Below are 17,371 nucleotides of genomic sequence, written 5' to 3' on the forward strand. Positions count from 1 at the left end.
CGAAGTCGGGCTCGCGACTCGCGATGGGGAAGGGGCGCCTCGGTCTGGTCGCTCTCGGTGTGGTGCTGGTCGCCGTGCTGGCCATCACCGCGTTTCTCGGGTTCCGCTTCACCCAGGGGCGTGCCGTGGAGGATGCGCGCGAATCGTCGCTGGCGGCGGCGCGCGAGTATGCGACGACGATGTTCGGCTACAACGCCGAGAACGTCACCGAGCACATCGACCAGTCGATGAGCGTGCTCACCGGGCCGGCCAAACCCGAGTACACCAAGCTGATCACCGACAACAACCTCGCCGCTGAGGTGCGCAAGCAGTCGGTGGTGTCCGAGGTGACCATCCAGGACGCGGGTGTGGTGACCAACACCGAGGATGCCTCGCAGGTCCTGATCTTCATGAACCAGTCGGTGACCCGCGGCAACAAGGAACTCGTGAGCATCAACCCGTCGCGCCTCACGTTCGACATGAAGCGGGAGGGCGACCGGTGGCTCATCAACGCCATCGAGGTCATCACCGATGACACCTTCCGGTCGAAGATCGAGGTCGTCGAGTCGCTGCCGCCCGACGCGAAACCGCTGCCCGACCCGAGTTCCACGCCGTCCGGGGCGCCGCCCGCGTCACCCGGCACGTCCGGGGCGCCGGTACCAACCCCCTGACCGCCTTAATCCGTTGCGGCCCGCCGGAACCGGGCGTACCTTCGCGGGTACACAAGGAAGGAGGTGGTCTGATAGTGATTTCTCATCGGACATGTGAGGTGACCATCCGTTAGCAGTTGACCGTGTGGCATTCGTGTCGCACCGAGGCGGGATTCCCGCCGGTCGGCGCAAACGAATACCAGGTGGTCACCCGGCCCCCGCATCCCGACCTGGTCCGGTCGGCGCAGGCCCCTCGAGGGCGATGCGGGGGTCGTTCCGTGTTCGGGGCGCGGTGCTGATACCCATACGGGGTAGATGTAACCCTGGTGCAGGTACCCCCATGGGGTATATTCTGGTCCGCATGGACACTCATCACGATCACGTGCGCGCGGTATCACCGCCGGCGGCGGGCCATGCTCCCCGCGCGCACGCCGCACCCGGGCACAGCGGCCACGACGACCACAGCGGACACGTCGATCAGTTCCGGCGGCTGTTCTGGATCATGCTCGTCCTCGCGGTCCCGACCGTCGCCTTCAACGACATGTTCGCCGACATCCTGGGTTACGGGCTGCCCGACGCGGAATGGGTGCGATGGGTGTCGCCGCTGTTCGGCACGGTGCTCTACCTGTGGGGCGGACGCCCGTTCCTCGCCGGCGCGGCCGGCGAGATCCGCACCCGTCGCCCGGGAATGATGCTGCTGATCTCCCTGGCCATCACCGTCGCCTTCGTCGCCTCCTGGGGGTCGACGCTGCACCTGTTCGGCCACCAGCTGAACTTCTGGTGGGAGCTGGCGCTGCTCGTGGTGATCATGCTGCTGGGGCACTGGATCGAGATGCGATCACTCGCCCGGACGACGTCGGCTCTCGACTCCCTCGCCGCGCTGCTGCCGAACGAGGCCGAAAAGGTCGTCGGGGAGGACATCGTCTCGGTGTCGCCCGACTCCCTGGTGGTCGGCGACGTGGTCGTCGTCCGGCCCGGGGCGTCCGTGCCCGCCGACGGCGCCATCATCGACGGCTCCGCGAACATGGACGAGTCGATGGTCACCGGTGAGTCGGCCCCCGTTCGGCGAGAAGTCGGCGACGTCGTGGTCGCCGGCACCGTGGCGACCGACTCCGGACTGCGCATCCGTGTCACCGCGACCGGCGACGACACCGCGCTGGCCGGTATCGGACGTCTCGTCGCCGATGCGCAGGCCTCGTCCTCCCGGGCGCAGCGGCTCGCCGACACCGCTGCCGGGTGGCTGTTCTGGTTCGCACTCGGTGCAGCCGTGCTCACCGCGACCGTCTGGACCGCTGTCGGATCACCCGACGAGGCCGTTGTCCGCGCGATCACGGTGCTGGTCATCGCCTGCCCGCATGCGCTCGGACTGGCGATCCCACTCGTCGTCTCGATCGCAACCGAGCGGGCGGCGCGCGCCGGGGTCCTCATCACCGACCGGCTCGCCCTCGAGTCGATGCGCAACGTCGACGCCGTGCTCTTCGACAAGACCGGCACCCTGACCAAGGGAGCGCCGACCGTTCTCGAGGTCGAGCCGGCTCCGGGGTACGACCGGCGGCGGGTGCTGACCCTCGCGGCCGCCGCCGAGTCGGCCAGTGAACACCCCCTCGCGTCGGCGATCGTGCGCGCCGCCCGGGTCGAGGGGATCGACGTGGCCGTCGCCCAGAACTTCTCGTCCTCACCCGCGGTGGGGGTGACCGCGAACGTCGACGGGCACGAGGTGCGGGTCGGTGGACCCAATCTGCTCGACGAGCACGGTGTCGACGAACTGCCCATCGCGGCGGTGTGGCGCGACCAGGGCGCAATCATCCTGCACGCGCTCGTCGACGGCCGGGTTGCGGGAGCGATCCGGCTCGCCGACGAGGTTCGCCCGGAGTCGCGCGATACCGTGGACGAACTCCATGCGCTCGGAGTCCAAGTCGTGATGATCACCGGCGACGCGCAGGCCGTGGCCGACGACGTGGCCGCACGGCTGGGAATCGACCGCGTGTATGCCGGGGTCCGGCCCGAGGACAAGGCTGCCACCGTCGCCGAGCTCCAGCGCGAGGGGCACCGCGTCGCCATGGTCGGCGACGGGGTCAACGACGCACCCGCGCTCGCGCAGGCCGACGTCGGGATCGCGATCGGCGCCGGTACCGACGTGGCGATCGGCTCGGCCGGCGTCATCCTCGCCTCCTCCGACCCGCGATCGGTTCTCTCGGTCATCGAGCTGTCCCGCGCGGGCTACCGGAAGATGGCGCAGAACCTCTGGTGGGCAGCGGGATACAACCTCGTGTCGGTGCCACTGGCCGCCGGCATCCTGGCTCCGATCGGTTTCGTCCTGCCGATGAGTGTCGGCGCCATCCTCATGTCCGCCTCGACGGTGGTCGTCGCGCTGAACGCGCAGCTGCTTCGTCGACTCGACCTGCGCCCGGAGGCGGTGACGCGTGCATCCACGGATGTCCGTGGCTCGGTTGGCACTGCTCGAGTCGGTCGGTGAGGCCGGTGTCGAGCGATGCGAGTGCCTGACTCAGGTGCCGGCGAGGATCGGTGTGATGTACCGGGACACGTACGAGGCCTGATCGGTATCGGCCGGCTCGGGCATCACGATCAACCCGATGATCGTGCGCGTCAGCCACCGCGCCGTGCCACTCAGCTCCGCCCCGGGTACAGCGCCCACGACCTCACCGAGAAAGGTCTCGAGCGCGGCCGTGATCGCGGTATGGGAGATCGCGAGTTTGGCCGGCAGACCCGCGTCGATGGCAAACCACGGCCCGAGGGCGGGGTCGTCTCGGATCAGGTTGAGCGTCAGCATTATCGCTTCGGTGATTCGAGCATTCGCATCGGTTGTCGCCGCCGTCTTCTCCATGACCTGACGGAAGATCCGTTCGGTTGTCGACCGGATGTAGGCACTGAGGATCTCGTTGCGGGTCGGGAAGTAGCGGTAGAGAGTCGCGCGTGAGCAGCGAGCGGCAGTCGCTATGTCCGCCATGGTCACGGCGTCGACACCGTGGCGGGCGAACAACTCCTCGGCGACCCCGAGCAAGCGGGCCTCGGCCGCCTCGGCCCGTTCGGCATCAATCCAGCCCTGCGCCACGTCAGCGGCTCATCCGCATGGGCACGACGGTGGGTCGTCGTACGTAATTGCCTTCGGCATACTCGATTCCGGCGACGTCGACTTCGAACTCGGGGAAGGCGGCCAGTAGCTCGTCGAGGGCAACACGCGCCTGCAGGCGGGCCGCGGCCGCGCCCAGGCAGTGATGCGCGCCCTTGCTGAAGGTCAGGATCTGTTGGGGTGCCCGGTGAATGTCGAGGTCTGCGGCGTGGTCGCCCCACCGGCGTTCGTCGCGGTTTGCTGATGCGTACAGCAGCAGGACCTTGCGGCCGCGGGGGATCGAATGGTCGGCGACGTCGACGTCGGTGCTGGTCATCCGAGCCAATCCCTGCACCGGCGAGGTGAGTCGTAGGAACTCCTCGATGGCCTCGGGGAGGAGGTCTGGCTGTTCGACGAGTTCGCGGCGCTGGTCGGGATGGGTACTCAGCAATTCAGCGGCCCCGCCGAGCATGCCGGTTGTCGTGTCATTGCCGCCGGCGACCATGGTGAACGTGAACGCCAGAATCGACAGCAACCCACTGGGATCGTCGTCGGGGTTGTCGGCGAGACCGGCGGCGACGAGGTGTGAGACGGTGTCGTCGCCGGGCTCGACCCTTCGCCGTTCGATGAGACCGGCGAAGTAGCCCGACATCTCGCCGACCGCGTCGGCCGCGGTGACCATCGCCGCGGCGAGATCACCACCTGGATTGGCCCCCACGATCGATTCTGTCCATCGATCGAACTGTGCGCGGTCCTGATCGGGCACTCCCAGATAGTGGGCCACCACCATGGATGGCAGTGGCTTGAACAGATGCTCGACGATGTTGAGATCTTCGCCGGTACGTATCTGAGACAAGCGGTCTCGCACGAACTCTCGGACCAGCGGCTCCACTTCGCGGACCTGTGTGGGGGTGAATCCCCGGGACACGAGTTTGCGGAACCGCGTGTGCACCGGCGGGTCGAGCATCACCATCGGCGGGTTGTCCTGCATGCCGATCGCCTCGAGCTCGTTGTAGGTCACGGTCAGCCCGCCACCGGAGACGAAGTCCGACGAGTTCATCGCCGCCGCGGCGACATCCTCGTAGCGACTGAGCACGTAGTAGTCACTGTCCGGGTTGTCGTCGGGGACCACCCGATGAACCGGGGCTTCGTCGCGCAGGGCGCGATAGCACTCGAAAGGGTCCCGCCAGGTCTCCGCCGAACGCAAGATGAACCTCGACGCCGGGTTGGACATAATCGATGTCATGTCTCATCGATAGGTCATATGGTTGATTGTGTCAACATTGTAGTAGTGCGAGATGGGCAAGTAGGGCGCCGGCGGCGGTGGCGCTTCGCGGTGGTGATTCGCGTAGCGCACTACGCACGAGATCTGCCGTCGTATGGGGTGGACTCGGGTATCACCACGGCTCAGGCCGATAGCTCGGAAGTCGAGGAAATGATGTCAACCACCACTGCGGTCGCCGACCATGTCCGCGAGCTCGAATCTGTCGAAAGGTATTGGGGGCCAACTGATCCGGACTTCGGTGCGGCCGTGCCGCCGCGGTTCGCCTTCGCCGACCCGCATGCCGCCGGCCTGTTCCATGCCGTGGGCTCCTCCGCGGTCGATGGTGTCGACGATTCCCGCATCACCCTCCACAACCGTGGCGCGCAGGAGGTGGCCGCCGTGATCATCCGAGTCGACGGCGCCTCGCACGTCGAGATCATGCCTGCAGGATCGGAAGTTGTTCTACCGGAGAGTGATTCGCTCACCTACGTCCAGGCGCCGCGGACCGGTGATGGCCGCCCGGTGCTGTTCGGTGCGGTGTGGGTGCGAGATGGACGGGTGGTGCCGGTGACGATGCCGATCCCGACCCTGCGCGAATTCCTCGATCAGCGGTACCTCACCCCGTGGAGCGCGGAGTGGAACGGTGGGGTGTCCGGGCGACAGGTCCTCGACGCCGCTGCGGACGGCGTCTCATACCAGTACCGGACGGGCGGCGCGTCGTTCATCGTGCGCAACTCGGGCCGCGACTGGGTCGGCGTGGTGCATCGATCCGGCACGGACCTCACCTTCGTCGAATGTCCGCCGGGTGACCGGGTGGTTTTCGAACTGTCGCCGCACTCCGCGCGAGCCGAGGTGTTCTCGGTCGTCGGTCGCCGTGTCGGCGGAACGAGCGGGCGCGGCCCGTACATGTCGCCGTCGGGGACGGTGCATCCCGGCTGGTCGGGGCGCCCAGGGGAGGCGACCGCCTACGGCTCGGTCGTCGTCATGCTGGGATCGCCCGTGTACAGCGCACTACCGAGACGGAATCTGTACATGGCGTTCTCGGATCGGCGGACCCTTCGTGGCTCGTCGCTTTCGCTCCTCGCACCTCAGTAGCTCCGGCCTAGCGGCCGTCGTGGACCACGAAAGAACACTCGTGAGTGTCCGAAATCCATGCTCCCTGAGGTGCGAGCGAAGCGAGCCACGAAGGGTGTAGCAACGTGTCTCACCAGGCCCTTCGTGGCTCGTCGCTTGCGCTCCTCGCACCCCAGGGAGCAGGGGTTATGCGGTTCTTTCGGATTAGGGAGCGATGGGGGCGTCGCGTCTTTCGGACCAGGGAACAGCAGTTATGTAGGTTTTCGGTTCGGGGAGCAGGGGACCGTGCCGCCGGGAGCGAAGCGAGCGGGGTTGGTGTTGCGGCCGCCGGGAGCGAGGCGAGCGGGGTTGGTGTTGCGGCCGCCGGGGGCGAGGCGAGCGGGGTTGGTGTTGCGGCCGCCGGGAGCGAGCCGACCCGCGCTCCCTGAGGTGCGAGCGAAGCGAGCCACGAAGGGCCTCGTGACGTACCTCGTCCGGGCCGATCGCTGAGGTGGTTCAGCCGACGTGGCGGCGGAGTTTGGCGGACAGTCGCGGCGTGAGGTCGCCGTCGGCGTCGACACGCTCCTCGACGTAGGCGAGGTCGCCGTCGGCGACGAGTCCATATAGACGCTTGGCGCCGCCGGTGCGCCGGCCGGACTCCGCCTTGATGACGACGTCGGTGGCGAGTTCCCAGGTGGTCTGGTTCAGCGGGGTGCCGTAGAAGAGTTCGACCGAGCCCTCGGCGTGTGCGAGGAGCAGCTCGATCGTGTCGTCCTCGGCGACCCGCCAGAACCCGGATTCACGGAGGTCGGGCCGCCGATAAGCGGCGTCCTCGTCGATCACCCATGAGCGGGATTCCCAGGAGAGGAAGTTCTGACCGTCATGGGAGACGACGATCTGCTGGGCGAAGTGGTAGTCGGTGTCGGTCTCGGGATCGTGCCCCTCGCCCTCGCCACGCCATACGCCGACCAGCGGCAGGACGGCGAGCAGGCCGGGGTGGAGATCGGCACCGAGACGCAGGTTGGCGGTGTCGGCGGGCAGCGGCAGATCGTCCCACGTGGGGACGTTGCGTTCGCGGCTTCCGGACTCGACGGCGCGCGCCTCGGCCTGGCTGATCGCCGCGTCACCGGACCGGCGGGGTTCGGAGAGTGCGTCGGTCGACCCGTCGCCGGCTGGTTCCGAGTCGCTCGGGCCGTCGGCCGTCGTGCCGTCGGACGGGGACGTCACGACTCGTCGGTCACCAGGCGGTACAGGGTGTAGACACCGAACCAGGTGATCAGCACGGCGGCCAGGATCAGCAGGATTTCGAAGAAGAGGACCACGAGAGAAATTCTAACCCCGGCCCGGCCAGGACGTTCCGCGGGGCCGGAACGAGACAGCCCGGTCACCGCGAGTGCGGTGACCGGGCTGTCGGGTCGTGCGTGGCATCACTTCGAGACGGTGATGTCCTTCTCGTGGATGCCGGGGCCCTCGGGACTGATCGACACGTCGCCGTTGCCCACCGCGGACAGGGCGCGCAGCGTCCAGGTGCCGGGGGCGGCGAAGAAACGGAAGTCGCCGGTCGGCGATGCCACGACCTCGGCGGTGAACTCACCGGTCGAGTCGAGCAGACGCACGAAGGCGCCGGCGACGGGCGAACCCGAGCCGTCGGTGACCTGTCCGGTCAGGACGGTCTCCTTCTCGACGTCGACGCCCGCGGGCAGCTTCTGTCCCTGCTTGGGTGCAGCACACATATCTCTTACTTTCCTTCTCCGAGTTCGATCGGGACACCGATCAGCGAGCCGTATTCGGTCCAGCTGCCGTCGTAGTTCTTGACGTTCTGGTGGCCGAGCAGTTCCTTCAGGACGAACCAGGTGTGGCTGGAGCGCTCGCCGATGCGGCAGTAGGCGATGGTGTCCTTCGAGCCGTCGAGGCCGGCCTCGCCGTAGAGCTCCGCGAGCTCCTCGTCGGACTTGAACGTGCCGTCCTCGTTGGCTGCCTTGCTCCACGGCACGCTGATCGCGCCGGGGATGTGGCCGGGACGTTGGCTCTGCTCCTGCGGGAGGTGGGCCGGCGCGAGGATCTTGCCCGAGAACTCATCCGGGCTGCGCACGTCGACGAGGTTCTTGACGTTGATGGCGTCGACGACCTCGTCGCGGAATGCGCGGATGCTGAGGTCGGGCTCGGCGGCCTTGTACTCGGTGGCCGGGCGGCTGACCGGGTCGCTGGACAGCGGGCGGCCGTCGAGTTCCCACTTCTTGCGGCCGCCGTCGAGCAGCTTGACGTCGTTGTGGCCGTACAGCTTGAAGTACCAGTAGGCGTACGCGGCGAACCAGTTGTTGTTGCCGCCGTAGAGGATCACGATGTCGTCGTTGGCGATTCCACGCTCGGAGAGCAGCGCGCCGAACTGCTCGGCGTCGACGAAGTCGCGGCGGACCGCGTCCTGCAGGTCGGTCTTCCAGTCGAGCTTGATGGCGCCGGCGATGTGGCCGCCGTCGTAGGCCGAGGTGTCCTCGTCGACCTCGACGAAGACGGTCTTGTCGGCATTGAGGTTCTGCTCAGCCCATTCGGTGCTGACCAGGACGTCGGAACGTGCCATGGCGGTGTCCTTTCCAGTGGATCTGTGATGGTCGTCGATCAGATGGAGATGGTGGAAACAGTGAGGCGCGAAAGGGATTCCCGCGTTCTCGGCGGAGATGATGAGCGCGGGGGACGGCGCACGGAATCGAGGATTCAGACCTCGGTGGAGACGCCCCCGTCCTCATCGACGATGTGGGCGCCCGACTGCTCACGCAGTACGGATGGTCACACCGTCAACGGCGAGTGCGACAACAACAGTCGGCGACGCGACAGAAGTCGATCGCCCGGCGTCGTGTGAGCAAGTACTCACGGCGCTGCTGCATGACCACGAGGGTACAACAGAGCCGATGGTGGGCCCAACGGCCGGGGTGCTTTGCCGCCGGTGCCACCAGGAACCGGTCTGAACTGCTCAGAGTGTCCTCGGGTGGCTGTCAGAAGCGGTCGGGGCGGACCGACCTCGGGCCGGAATCGCCGACGAGTTGGACGTCGCCGCCGAAACTCTCCGCGCGCTGGGCCTCGACATCCCAGGCCATCGGCAGGCGGGGGAGCGTCATGCTGAACCGGTCGAGTACCGCCGTGCGCAGTTCGGACGGGACGTCGGCATCGACGTGGCGTTCGGGACCTGTGTAGAAGCCGGTGGCCCGGATGTCCAGCGCGCCGTCGACGACGGACAGGTCGACGGACACACTCACCCGCACCTTCGGGCCGTCGTAGGCCGACGCCGAGGGCGGATCGGCGGGATCGAGGCCGTCGTGGGGTGGGAGCGCGACCGTGCCGGTGAACACGACGCCGCTCTCGCGAGTGACGATGCCGTCCTGGGGGCCGCCGGCGCCCGCCCTGCCATCCGGGCCCGGGGTGCTGACGGTCAGGTCGACGATGCGCAGATAGCGAGCCAGAGTGACGGCGTCGAGGCGGGTGTAGGCCGAAATCGAGCTGGTGTGGAGAACATCACTCGCGGCGAAACCGCTGCCGTCGGCGACGTCGAACGGGCCGAGTGAAGCCCCCAGTTCGCCGCGGCAGACACCGCGTACGGGCTCGCATCCCGGCAGTTCGACCCCGCGCGCGGCGATCGTGGCGCCCGCGAACCGACCGTCGGACTTCCGCGAGCTGAACGGGAAACCCGCGATCGTGACCTCGGGATCGAAAGTCACGCGGGGGGATTCGGCGAGGGCGCGGGAGAGCTGATACTCCGCACGGACGGCGGCCCCGACGTCGACGCCGACCGCGACACCCACCGCGGCCAGGGCGACGACCACACCGATGACGAGCACTTTCCGGATGCGCGGCATACTCGGCCGATCACCCTCCCCGTCGTCGTCATCGGGCGGTCGAGGTCGCCTTGTTAACAGCCAACCGCCCCGGTGGCGCTATTCTGTCACCTATCTCGCACACGTTGGTAAGGCGGCGTAAACAAACGCCGAGCCCACGTGCGGGTGGCGTTCACGTCGTGGTGAGCGATCTGGATGGTCCGGGACGGGGACGAACGAGATCGGAGTGCTTGGTGGATCTCTTGTTGTTGACGGCCGACCCGAATCCGGAGTCGGTCTTGCCGTCGTTGTCGCTGCTCGCGCATACGGTGCGGACCGCTCCGACCGAGGTGTCGTCACTCATGGAGGCGGGGAACGCCGATGTGGCCCTGGTCGACGCGCGCGCCGACCTGGCCGCGGCCCGCGGATTGTGCCGCCTCCTGGGCAGTACCGGTTCGTCGGTGCCGGTCGCCGCGGTGCTGACCGAGGGCGGACTCGTCGCGGTCAACGCGGACTGGGGCATCGATGAATTCCTGCTGCCGGGTACCGGCCCGGCGGAGCTCGACGCCCGTCTGCGCCTGCTCGTGGTGCGCACCCGAGGGGTCGCGGCGGAGGAGTCCTCGGGCAAGGTCACGCTGGGTGAACTGGTCATCGACGAGGGGACCTACACCGCGCGCCTGCGGGGTCGTCCGCTCGACCTCACCTACAAGGAGTTCGAACTCCTGAAGTACTTGGCGCAGAACGCCGGTCGGGTGTTCACCAGGGCGCAGCTGCTGCAGGAGGTGTGGGGGTACGACTTCTTCGGCGGCACCCGCACGGTCGACGTGCACGTCCGGCGACTCCGCGCCAAGCTCGGTAGCGAGCACGAATCGCTGATCGGCACCGTCCGCAACGTGGGATACAAGGCCGTGCGGCCGACGCGCGGGCGGGCCGCGGTCGCCGACCCCGACCTGTCGGACGACGAGCCGGCGGGTCCCGGTCCGGTGGCCTCCGGCCACGCGGACTACGACGACGCTCTCGACGGTCCCGATCCCTTCGACGAGGAGTTCAGTGCCAGCGCCGGGAACTGATGACCTGCAGGTGCAGCGAGGCGCCCTGCCCGACGACGTCGCGGACCTGGCCCACCGTCTGGTGCGCGACGCGACAGCGTCCGACGGGGTCGCACCGCTCTCGGAGGGTGCGGTCAGCGCCATCGACGCCCCCGAGGGATCACCGGTCGTTCATGTCTGGTCGCCGGCGGGATATGCCGTCATCGTTCCCGGTCGTGACGACGAGCCCGCCATGATCGAGGCGGTCATCGACCCGGCGCGTCGGCGGGAGGGACATGGTCGGGCATTGCTCGACGCGGCATTCAACGCCGTCCCCGCCGCCGAGTCGGGGTCCGGGGTGCGGGTGTGGGCGCACGGCGACCTACCCGGTGCGGTGGCGCTCGCCGCGTCCATGGGTCTGACGAAGCGTCGTGAACTGCTGCAGTTGCGACGCCCGGTCGGGGCCGGTCACGACCTCCCCGAACTGGTCGTCGATCCGACGGTCGAACTGCGAACCTATGCCGGACCATCCGACGACGCCGAGATCTTGCGCGTGAACAACGCGGCCTTCGACTGGCACCCCGAGCAGGGGGGCTGGTCGCCGGACCAGATCCGCGAACGGGTCGACGCGGACTGGTTCGATCCGGAGGGACTGTTCCTCGCTTTCGACCGCGCCGACGACGGTGCGGACAAGCTTCTCGGATTCCACTGGACCAAGCGACATGACGCGGATCTCGGCGAGGTCTACATCGTCGGCGTCGATCCCGCGGCGCAGGGCCGCGGGCTGGGCCGGCTGCTCACCCTCGCCGGACTACACCATCTCGCGCGTCGCGGTGTCTCGGAGATCAACCTCTATGTGGAGGGTGACAACGTCGCCGCGCTGCACACCTACGAGCGGCTCGGATTCACCCGATACGCCGTCGACGTCGCCTACGGCTGAGTCTGCCGGTTCGCGTCACGACTCCCGGCCGCCCAGGGTGGCGCCGATGGCGTCGACGATGTCGCCGATGTGGGGTTCACGCACGACGGACAGATGATTGCAGTCGAGCCGGAGGACGTCGACGTCACCGGTCACGATGTGACGCCGCCAGACCGACGGGTCGTCACGGTTCTCGCTGCCCTGCACCACCAGTACGCGGCCCGAATACGGGCGGGGACGATGCAGACGCGCGACCCGGACGCCCAGTTCCTCGAGGGCCTGCGCGTCGGCGGTCGGCGAGGTCTTGACCACACCGGCGAGCGGGACTCGAATACGGCGTCGCCACAATTCTCTGCGGGGGAGCGGTTCGTACACCGGTGCAGTGGTGAGGGAGGGGTCGGCACGCTTGGCGCGATGCAGAATGCGAGGCGGGACGAACGTGTCCACCACGACGACGAGGTCGACGCGCTGTCCGTCTGCCTCGAGCCGCCGCGCTGCTTCCAGGGCGATGAATCCCCCCAATGAGTGGCCGACGAGGATGTAGGGCCCCTCGGGCTGGATTCGGCGCAGGTCCCGAAGGTGACGGCGCACGGCGGCGTTGACGGTCCAGTCGGGAATCCCGCGGGTGTCCAGGCCGTGCGGCGCGAACGCGAAAACCGGTCCGACTCCGTCGAGTTCGCCGATTCGGTCGGCGAAGGGCACGAAGGTGAGGGCCGAGGCGCCCGCACCGGTGAAACAGAAGACGGTGCGTCCGTCTCCCCGGCGCAATGGGATCGTCGTGGGTGCCAGGCGGGTGTCTCGCCGGGTCCGCGATCCCGTACCCGACCCGACGGTGCGCGCGGCGAGGATCGTCGCGAGTTCCGCGACAGTCGGTGCCGAGGCCATGTCGGACTGGGTGAGGGACACGCCGTGAGAGGAATTCAGGCGCACCATGATTTGCTGGATCGTCAGCGAATCCGCGCCCAGCGCGTAGATGTTCTCGTTCCGTCCGACGACGTCCAGTGCGAGTTCACGCGTCCAGATCGCGGCGACGGATGTCTCGAGTTCGCCTGTGACCGGGTCGATGTGGCGTTGCGGCTCGGGCAGGGCCGTGCGATCCACCTTGCCGCGGGCGTTGCGGGGCAGGTCGGACAGTTCGACGATGTGCGCCGGGACCATCCACGGCGGCAGCGCGTCACGCAGCCGGGCACGCAGCGCGGCGGTCGGCGGCGTGCGCCGACTTCCCTCGGGGACCACGTAGGCAATCAATTCGACTGTTTCGCCGGATGTCTCGCGCGCGATCACGACGGCCTCGGAAAGATCGCCCTCCCGTAGGAGTGCCGCGCTCACCTCCGCCGGTTCGACGAGGTAACCGCGGATCTTCACCGCATCGTCGGCGCGACCGAGCAGGATCAGGTCGTCTCCGTCGAACCGGCCCTTGTCGCCGGAGTGGAACGTGCGTACCCCGTCGTCGGTGACGGAGAACCGGCCTGCGTCGCCGGCGGGGTCGAGGTAACCGAGAGCGATGTAGCGGGACGAGATCGACACCCGCCCGGACGGGTCGATCGTCACCGCCTTGTGGAGTGCCGGGGTTCCGGCGGGTAGCGGCCCGCTTCGGGCGGGGTCCCCGGCGCGGACGTCGAGGTGCCCGATCGCGTAGGTCTCCGAGGAACCGGCCCAGTTGGTGACCGTCGCCTGCGGTGCCAGTACGAGTGTGGCGGTGGCGGATTCACCGGTGAGAGGCTCGCCGGTGGTGATGATCCGCTGCAACGTCGACCACGCGGGGTGGACGGTGCCGGACGAACTCGCGCGGACCAGGGTGCGCAGCAGGGACGGGGTGAGGAAGACGGTGTGGATCTCATCCGCCGCGATCATGTCGAGCATGTCCGTCGGCGTACCCTGCCGCGGGTCGGCGACGAGGACATCGCACCCGCTCAGCAGTGAGCCCAGCAGGGCGTTGAGCCCCCCGCCGAAACTGATCGGCATGCACAGGGCGACGCGCAGGCGGTGATCGAGCCCGAAACGCTCCCGCATGAACATCGAGTCGCACAGCCACATGGCTCCCGGTTGCAGTACGCCCTTGGGAGCGCCGGTGGACCCCGACGTGAACTGGATGTTCGCGACCTCGAAGGCCGCGTCGGATGGCAGCGGTGTGCCGCCCGGCTCGGTGGTGTCCGGTGCCGACGGGGTGCCGACCAGGACGTCGAACGTCGCCGCGACCGGCAATCCGATCCGGGTTCCGCAGTCGCGCAGCCGGTTCAGGTGATCGGCGTCGGCGATGGCAAGTCCCGGGGGCCGACCGTGCGTCCGCAGCGCGGCGAGGATCGCATCGATCCGGTCCGCGGGCAGCGCCGTGTCGAGCGTGACCAGCGGCCGCCGCGTCAGGAAGACGCCGAGGACCACGGCGACGGTGTCCGGCGACAGGCCGAGCTGGACGACCACCGGACCACGTTCGGCGGGTTGCAGCTCCCGGATCGTGGCGGCGACGCCCCTCGCGGTGTCGAGGAGTGCGCGATAGCTGATCTCGGTGCCCTGCAGGCGGAGTGCGATCGCGTCCCCGTAGCGGTCGGCGGCCGCGGTGATCGCATGCGCCAGGCCACCGCCCAACTCGGGTTGGGTGGTGCCGGACTCGGTGGCGGGTATCGCGGCGACGAGGCCACGCGTGGTGTCGATGGTCATGGTGTGGTCGTCCTCGCCGAGAGCTCGGCAGCAGTGGTGGTGGGGGTCAGGGCCCGGCGGATGAGCCGGAGGCCGGGTACGAGTAGCAGGATCACGACGGCGACGTTGGCCGTGAGGTAGACATAGCCGACGCCGATGATGCCCCACTGATCGGCGCCGAAGACGATGCCGCACAGCACGATCACGCCGAACACGCCCTGCACGCCGACCGCGAGCCGGAGCTTTCGGCGAACGCGCGCCAGGGCGGTGTAGATCGTCACGAACGACACGGTCGGCAGGGTGAGCGCCATCAGACGGATCAGATCGGTGCCCTCGTCGGCGTACTGGGGTCCCATGATCGCGAGAATCCAGGGCGCGGTGACGAACAGCACGACACAGCCGATGACCCCGGCGCCGCCGCACAGGGCGATGAACCGGAGGGTGGCCGACCGGAGATCGGCGTCGGGCTCCGCGGCGGTCGCCACGAAGGGCGCCGAGGTCGCGTGCAGGAGGATCGCCGCGGTGTTGACGACCAGCCAGCAGATCGAGAAGTAAGCGTTCATCTCGGTACCCAGGCGCGCCACGATGACCAGCGGCACGATGAGCGGCACGACCACCCCGACGGCCGTGATACCCAGTGAGCCGGCATAGAACTGGGCGATCTCACCCGGCCGCGGCAGTGTGCCCGGGCCGGTCATCGACCGGGCGGTGCGGCGGATCGCGCTCAGGCCGACCCACGCAGCGATCACCGCCGCGGGCAGAACCCAGGCCCAGAAGACGGCGAAGCCGGTGGCGATCGGGATGAACGCCGTCACCAGGACCAGTTTGATGGTCGACTGGGAGATGTTCTTGGTGGCGACGGTCCGCGACCGGCCCAGGCCGATGAGCGTCTGGTCCTGGATGGCGAAGATGCCGAGGACGGCCACGAAGAGCGGGAAGAGCCAGGTCTCCCACGGACTCATGAACAGGGAATCCACCGGCCCGAGGAGAACGAAACCGAGGCCGAGCAGAAGTGCGGCACCGATGATCACCAGACGTCCCGATGCGATGATCCGGGGCGCATTGCCTCCCGCGACCGGCAGGAAGCGTTCGTAGAGACTGCCGATGCTGAGATTCGACAGGGTGGCCAGCAGGGTTGCCGAGGTGATGAGCGCCGACGCCCGGCCCACTTCGGCGGTGGTGTAGCCACGCGCGGCGATGGTCCAGAAGACGAATCCCAGCACACCGGTCGCAAGGCTCGACGTCATGACGGCCATGATGTTGAGGCCCACGCCCGTCTGGTCGCCGAGTAGACGGCCCGGGTTCCTGGTGAGCCCCCGACGCGTCCGGATGCGACGCTGGGTGACGGTCACGGCCGGGCCCCGAATCTGTGTGCGGTCGCCGTGACTGCCGCGCGAGCGACATCGCAGTGGTCGAAGGATCGTCGAGACGGCATGTGCGCGTCGAACACTGACATCTCCGATCATTGATCCGGCGGTCTGGTGAATCTGGCAGGGCGCGCGGATCCGAGATGAGGGTAGCCTATCCTGAAGCCCGCTTCCATTCGACGTCGCGGGATTCGGTGTCGGCGACAGGGCGTAACACCGCCGGGCGGGGGTTGGGGCAAATGATCCCGACTCCGCCTGCGCGAGTCCGATTTAGGCGGTTCGTATGAACCTGATCACAAAGTAAGAGAAGGCTTACCTTACTGGTTATGCTCATCGGGCTGGGCGTCAAGGGGGGCGCTTCATGGCTCAATGATGACGCGAATCGCGCTGGAGGAATGGTGGCAGACTTGATCGACGCGGAGAACGGCACGGGGGGTGCCGAGCCGGCGGTGCTCGACGACATGACCGAGTTCGAGAACGAGCTCGACGTCCATCGGCCAGGGGGCGCGGAGACGTCGCAGTCCCGCCCGGAGATCGTGGAGGTCGTCGAGATCGGCGCGGTCTCGCAGGTCGTGGAGACGGCGAGACCGACTGTCACCGTGGTCATCCCGACGCGGAACGAAGCGCTCAACCTGCCGTACGTGGCCGAGCGGATGCCGCCCGTGGACCAGATCGTCGTCGTCGACGGTGCGTCGGTCGATGGAACGGTCGACGTCGCGCGGTCATTGTGGCCCGACGCCACGATCGTCTCGCAGACCCGATCGGGGAAGGGGAACGCTCTCGCGTGCGGCTTCGAGGTGGCCACCGGCGACATCATCGTCATGATCGATGCCGACGGCTCCACCGACCCTGCGGAGATCCCCGACTTCGTCGGGGCGCTCGTGGCGGGTTCCGACCTCGCCAAGGGCAGCCGATTCTCCCTGGGTGGCCACAGCGACGACATCACCGCTTTCCGCCGCGCCGGCAACAAGGGGCTGAACTGGCTCGTGAACCGGATCTTCGCCACCTCGTTCGCCGATCTCTGCTACGGCTACAACGCATTCTGGCGCCGACACCTCGAGGTGCTCGACCTTCCGCTCACCGACTTCGACGAACCGCAGTGGGGCGACGGATTCGAGATCGAGACGATCATCAACGTGCGTATGGCCCGCAGCGGCCTGAAGATCCGCGAAGTCGGCAGCCGGGAATCCAAGCGAATCCACGGACGCAGCAACCTCAACGCGCTGACCGACGGTATGCGCGTGCTTCGGACCATCGGCTTCGAGCGTCGGTTGCACCGCGACGCCAAGGCGTCGGCTCTCCGCTGACTGGACCGAGAGACCCTCTGCCGCAACGGTAGAAACCACGCGTGACGAAACGCCGGTGACCCGATGGTCGCCGGCGTTTCGCATGAGGCGGTCGGCCTGAGGTCTGGGTGTCAGAAGCAGAGGGGCTCGTCGCTTGCGCTCCTCACACCTCAGGGGGCCTCGTCGCTTGCGCTCCTCGCACCTCAGGGGGCCTCGTCGCTTGCGCTCCTCGCACCTCAGGGAGCGGAGGAACCCCTTGCTCCCTGAGGTGCGAGCGAAGCGAGCCACGAAGGGTGTAGCAACGTGTCTCAC

At 68.0% G+C, this 17,371-nt stretch carries 14 protein-coding genes; 6 read left to right on the forward strand and 8 right to left on the reverse strand.

Annotation, left to right across the window (positions count from 1 at the left end; all coding sequences use genetic code 11):
- Window positions 1-23 precede the first annotated feature (23 nt).
- Both ACFW3F_RS20035 and ACFW3F_RS20040 read left to right on the forward strand, forming a co-directional pair.
- Window positions 24-650, forward strand: a complete 627-nt coding sequence (locus tag ACFW3F_RS20035; protein ID WP_388060511.1) for a hypothetical protein — start codon at window positions 24-26, stop codon at window positions 648-650.
- A gap of 340 nt (window positions 651-990) precedes the next feature.
- Window positions 991-3,105 (forward strand): heavy metal translocating P-type ATPase, encoded by a 2,115-nt coding sequence (locus tag ACFW3F_RS20040; RefSeq protein WP_388060486.1) that lies wholly within the window; start codon window positions 991-993, stop codon window positions 3,103-3,105.
- Window positions 3,106-3,135: 30 nt separating this feature from the next.
- Here ACFW3F_RS20040 and ACFW3F_RS20045 read toward each other — a convergent pair whose 3' ends face one another.
- A complete protein-coding gene (locus tag ACFW3F_RS20045; RefSeq protein WP_388060488.1) occupies window positions 3,136-3,702 on the reverse strand; it encodes a TetR/AcrR family transcriptional regulator in 567 nt (188 codons plus the stop codon).
- Between the two features lies 1 nt (window position 3,703).
- Window positions 3,704-4,945: a cytochrome P450 gene (locus ACFW3F_RS20050; protein WP_388060490.1), complete on the reverse strand. Its 1,242-nt coding sequence runs from the start codon at window positions 4,943-4,945 to the stop codon at window positions 3,704-3,706.
- A gap of 192 nt (window positions 4,946-5,137) precedes the next feature.
- Here ACFW3F_RS20050 and ACFW3F_RS20055 point away from each other — a divergent pair, with 192 nt between their 5' ends.
- Complete coding sequence (locus ACFW3F_RS20055; RefSeq protein WP_388060492.1) at window positions 5,138-6,058, forward strand: hypothetical protein; 921 nt, start codon at window positions 5,138-5,140, stop codon at window positions 6,056-6,058.
- Window positions 6,059-6,532: 474 nt separating this feature from the next.
- Here the strand turns inward: ACFW3F_RS20055 and ACFW3F_RS20060 are convergent, their stop codons facing one another.
- From ACFW3F_RS20060 to ACFW3F_RS20075, 4 genes are all read right to left on the reverse strand, one after another.
- Entirely contained in the window at window positions 6,533-7,243 is a 711-nt protein-coding gene (locus ACFW3F_RS20060) for an FABP family protein (RefSeq protein ID WP_388060494.1), read from the reverse strand.
- 200 nt (window positions 7,244-7,443) lie between these two features.
- Complete coding sequence (locus tag ACFW3F_RS20065) at window positions 7,444-7,749, reverse strand: DUF1416 domain-containing protein (RefSeq protein ID WP_388060496.1); 306 nt, start codon at window positions 7,747-7,749, stop codon at window positions 7,444-7,446.
- A 5-nt stretch (window positions 7,750-7,754) separates the two neighbouring features.
- A complete protein-coding gene (locus ACFW3F_RS20070) occupies window positions 7,755-8,594 on the reverse strand; it encodes a sulfurtransferase (protein WP_388060498.1) in 840 nt (279 codons plus the stop codon).
- Between the two features lie 412 nt (window positions 8,595-9,006).
- On the reverse strand, window positions 9,007-9,864 hold the full coding sequence (locus tag ACFW3F_RS20075) for an LmeA family phospholipid-binding protein (RefSeq protein ID WP_388060500.1): 858 nt from the start codon (window positions 9,862-9,864) through the stop codon (window positions 9,007-9,009).
- A 212-nt stretch (window positions 9,865-10,076) separates the two neighbouring features.
- On the opposite strand from ACFW3F_RS20075, the gene ACFW3F_RS20080 reads away from it, so the two are divergent.
- Complete coding sequence (locus ACFW3F_RS20080; RefSeq protein WP_388060502.1) at window positions 10,077-10,892, forward strand: winged helix-turn-helix domain-containing protein; 816 nt, start codon at window positions 10,077-10,079, stop codon at window positions 10,890-10,892.
- Window positions 10,873-11,790, forward strand: coding sequence for a mycothiol synthase (gene mshD / locus ACFW3F_RS20085; protein ID WP_388060504.1), 918 nt, complete (start codon window positions 10,873-10,875; stop codon window positions 11,788-11,790). Before ACFW3F_RS20080 ends, mshD begins: the two co-directional genes overlap by 20 nt.
- Before the next feature lie 15 nt (window positions 11,791-11,805).
- Here mshD and ACFW3F_RS20090 read toward each other — a convergent pair whose 3' ends face one another.
- Window positions 11,806-14,427: an alpha/beta fold hydrolase gene (locus tag ACFW3F_RS20090; RefSeq protein ID WP_388060506.1), complete on the reverse strand. Its 2,622-nt coding sequence runs from the start codon at window positions 14,425-14,427 to the stop codon at window positions 11,806-11,808.
- Window positions 14,424-15,758 (reverse strand): lipopolysaccharide biosynthesis protein, encoded by a 1,335-nt coding sequence (locus ACFW3F_RS20095; RefSeq protein ID WP_388060507.1) that lies wholly within the window; start codon window positions 15,756-15,758, stop codon window positions 14,424-14,426. The genes ACFW3F_RS20090 and ACFW3F_RS20095 overlap by 4 nt, the downstream gene beginning before the upstream one ends.
- Window positions 15,759-16,168: 410 nt before the next feature.
- Between ACFW3F_RS20095 and ACFW3F_RS20100 the strand changes: the two genes are divergently transcribed.
- Window positions 16,169-17,080, forward strand: a complete 912-nt coding sequence (locus ACFW3F_RS20100; protein ID WP_388060509.1) for a glycosyltransferase family 2 protein — start codon at window positions 16,169-16,171, stop codon at window positions 17,078-17,080.
- Window positions 17,081-17,371: the final 291 nt, after the last annotated feature.

The organism is Gordonia sp. NPDC058843 (assembly GCF_042743165.1).
Classification (GTDB): Bacteria; Actinomycetota; Actinomycetes; order Mycobacteriales; family Mycobacteriaceae; genus Gordonia.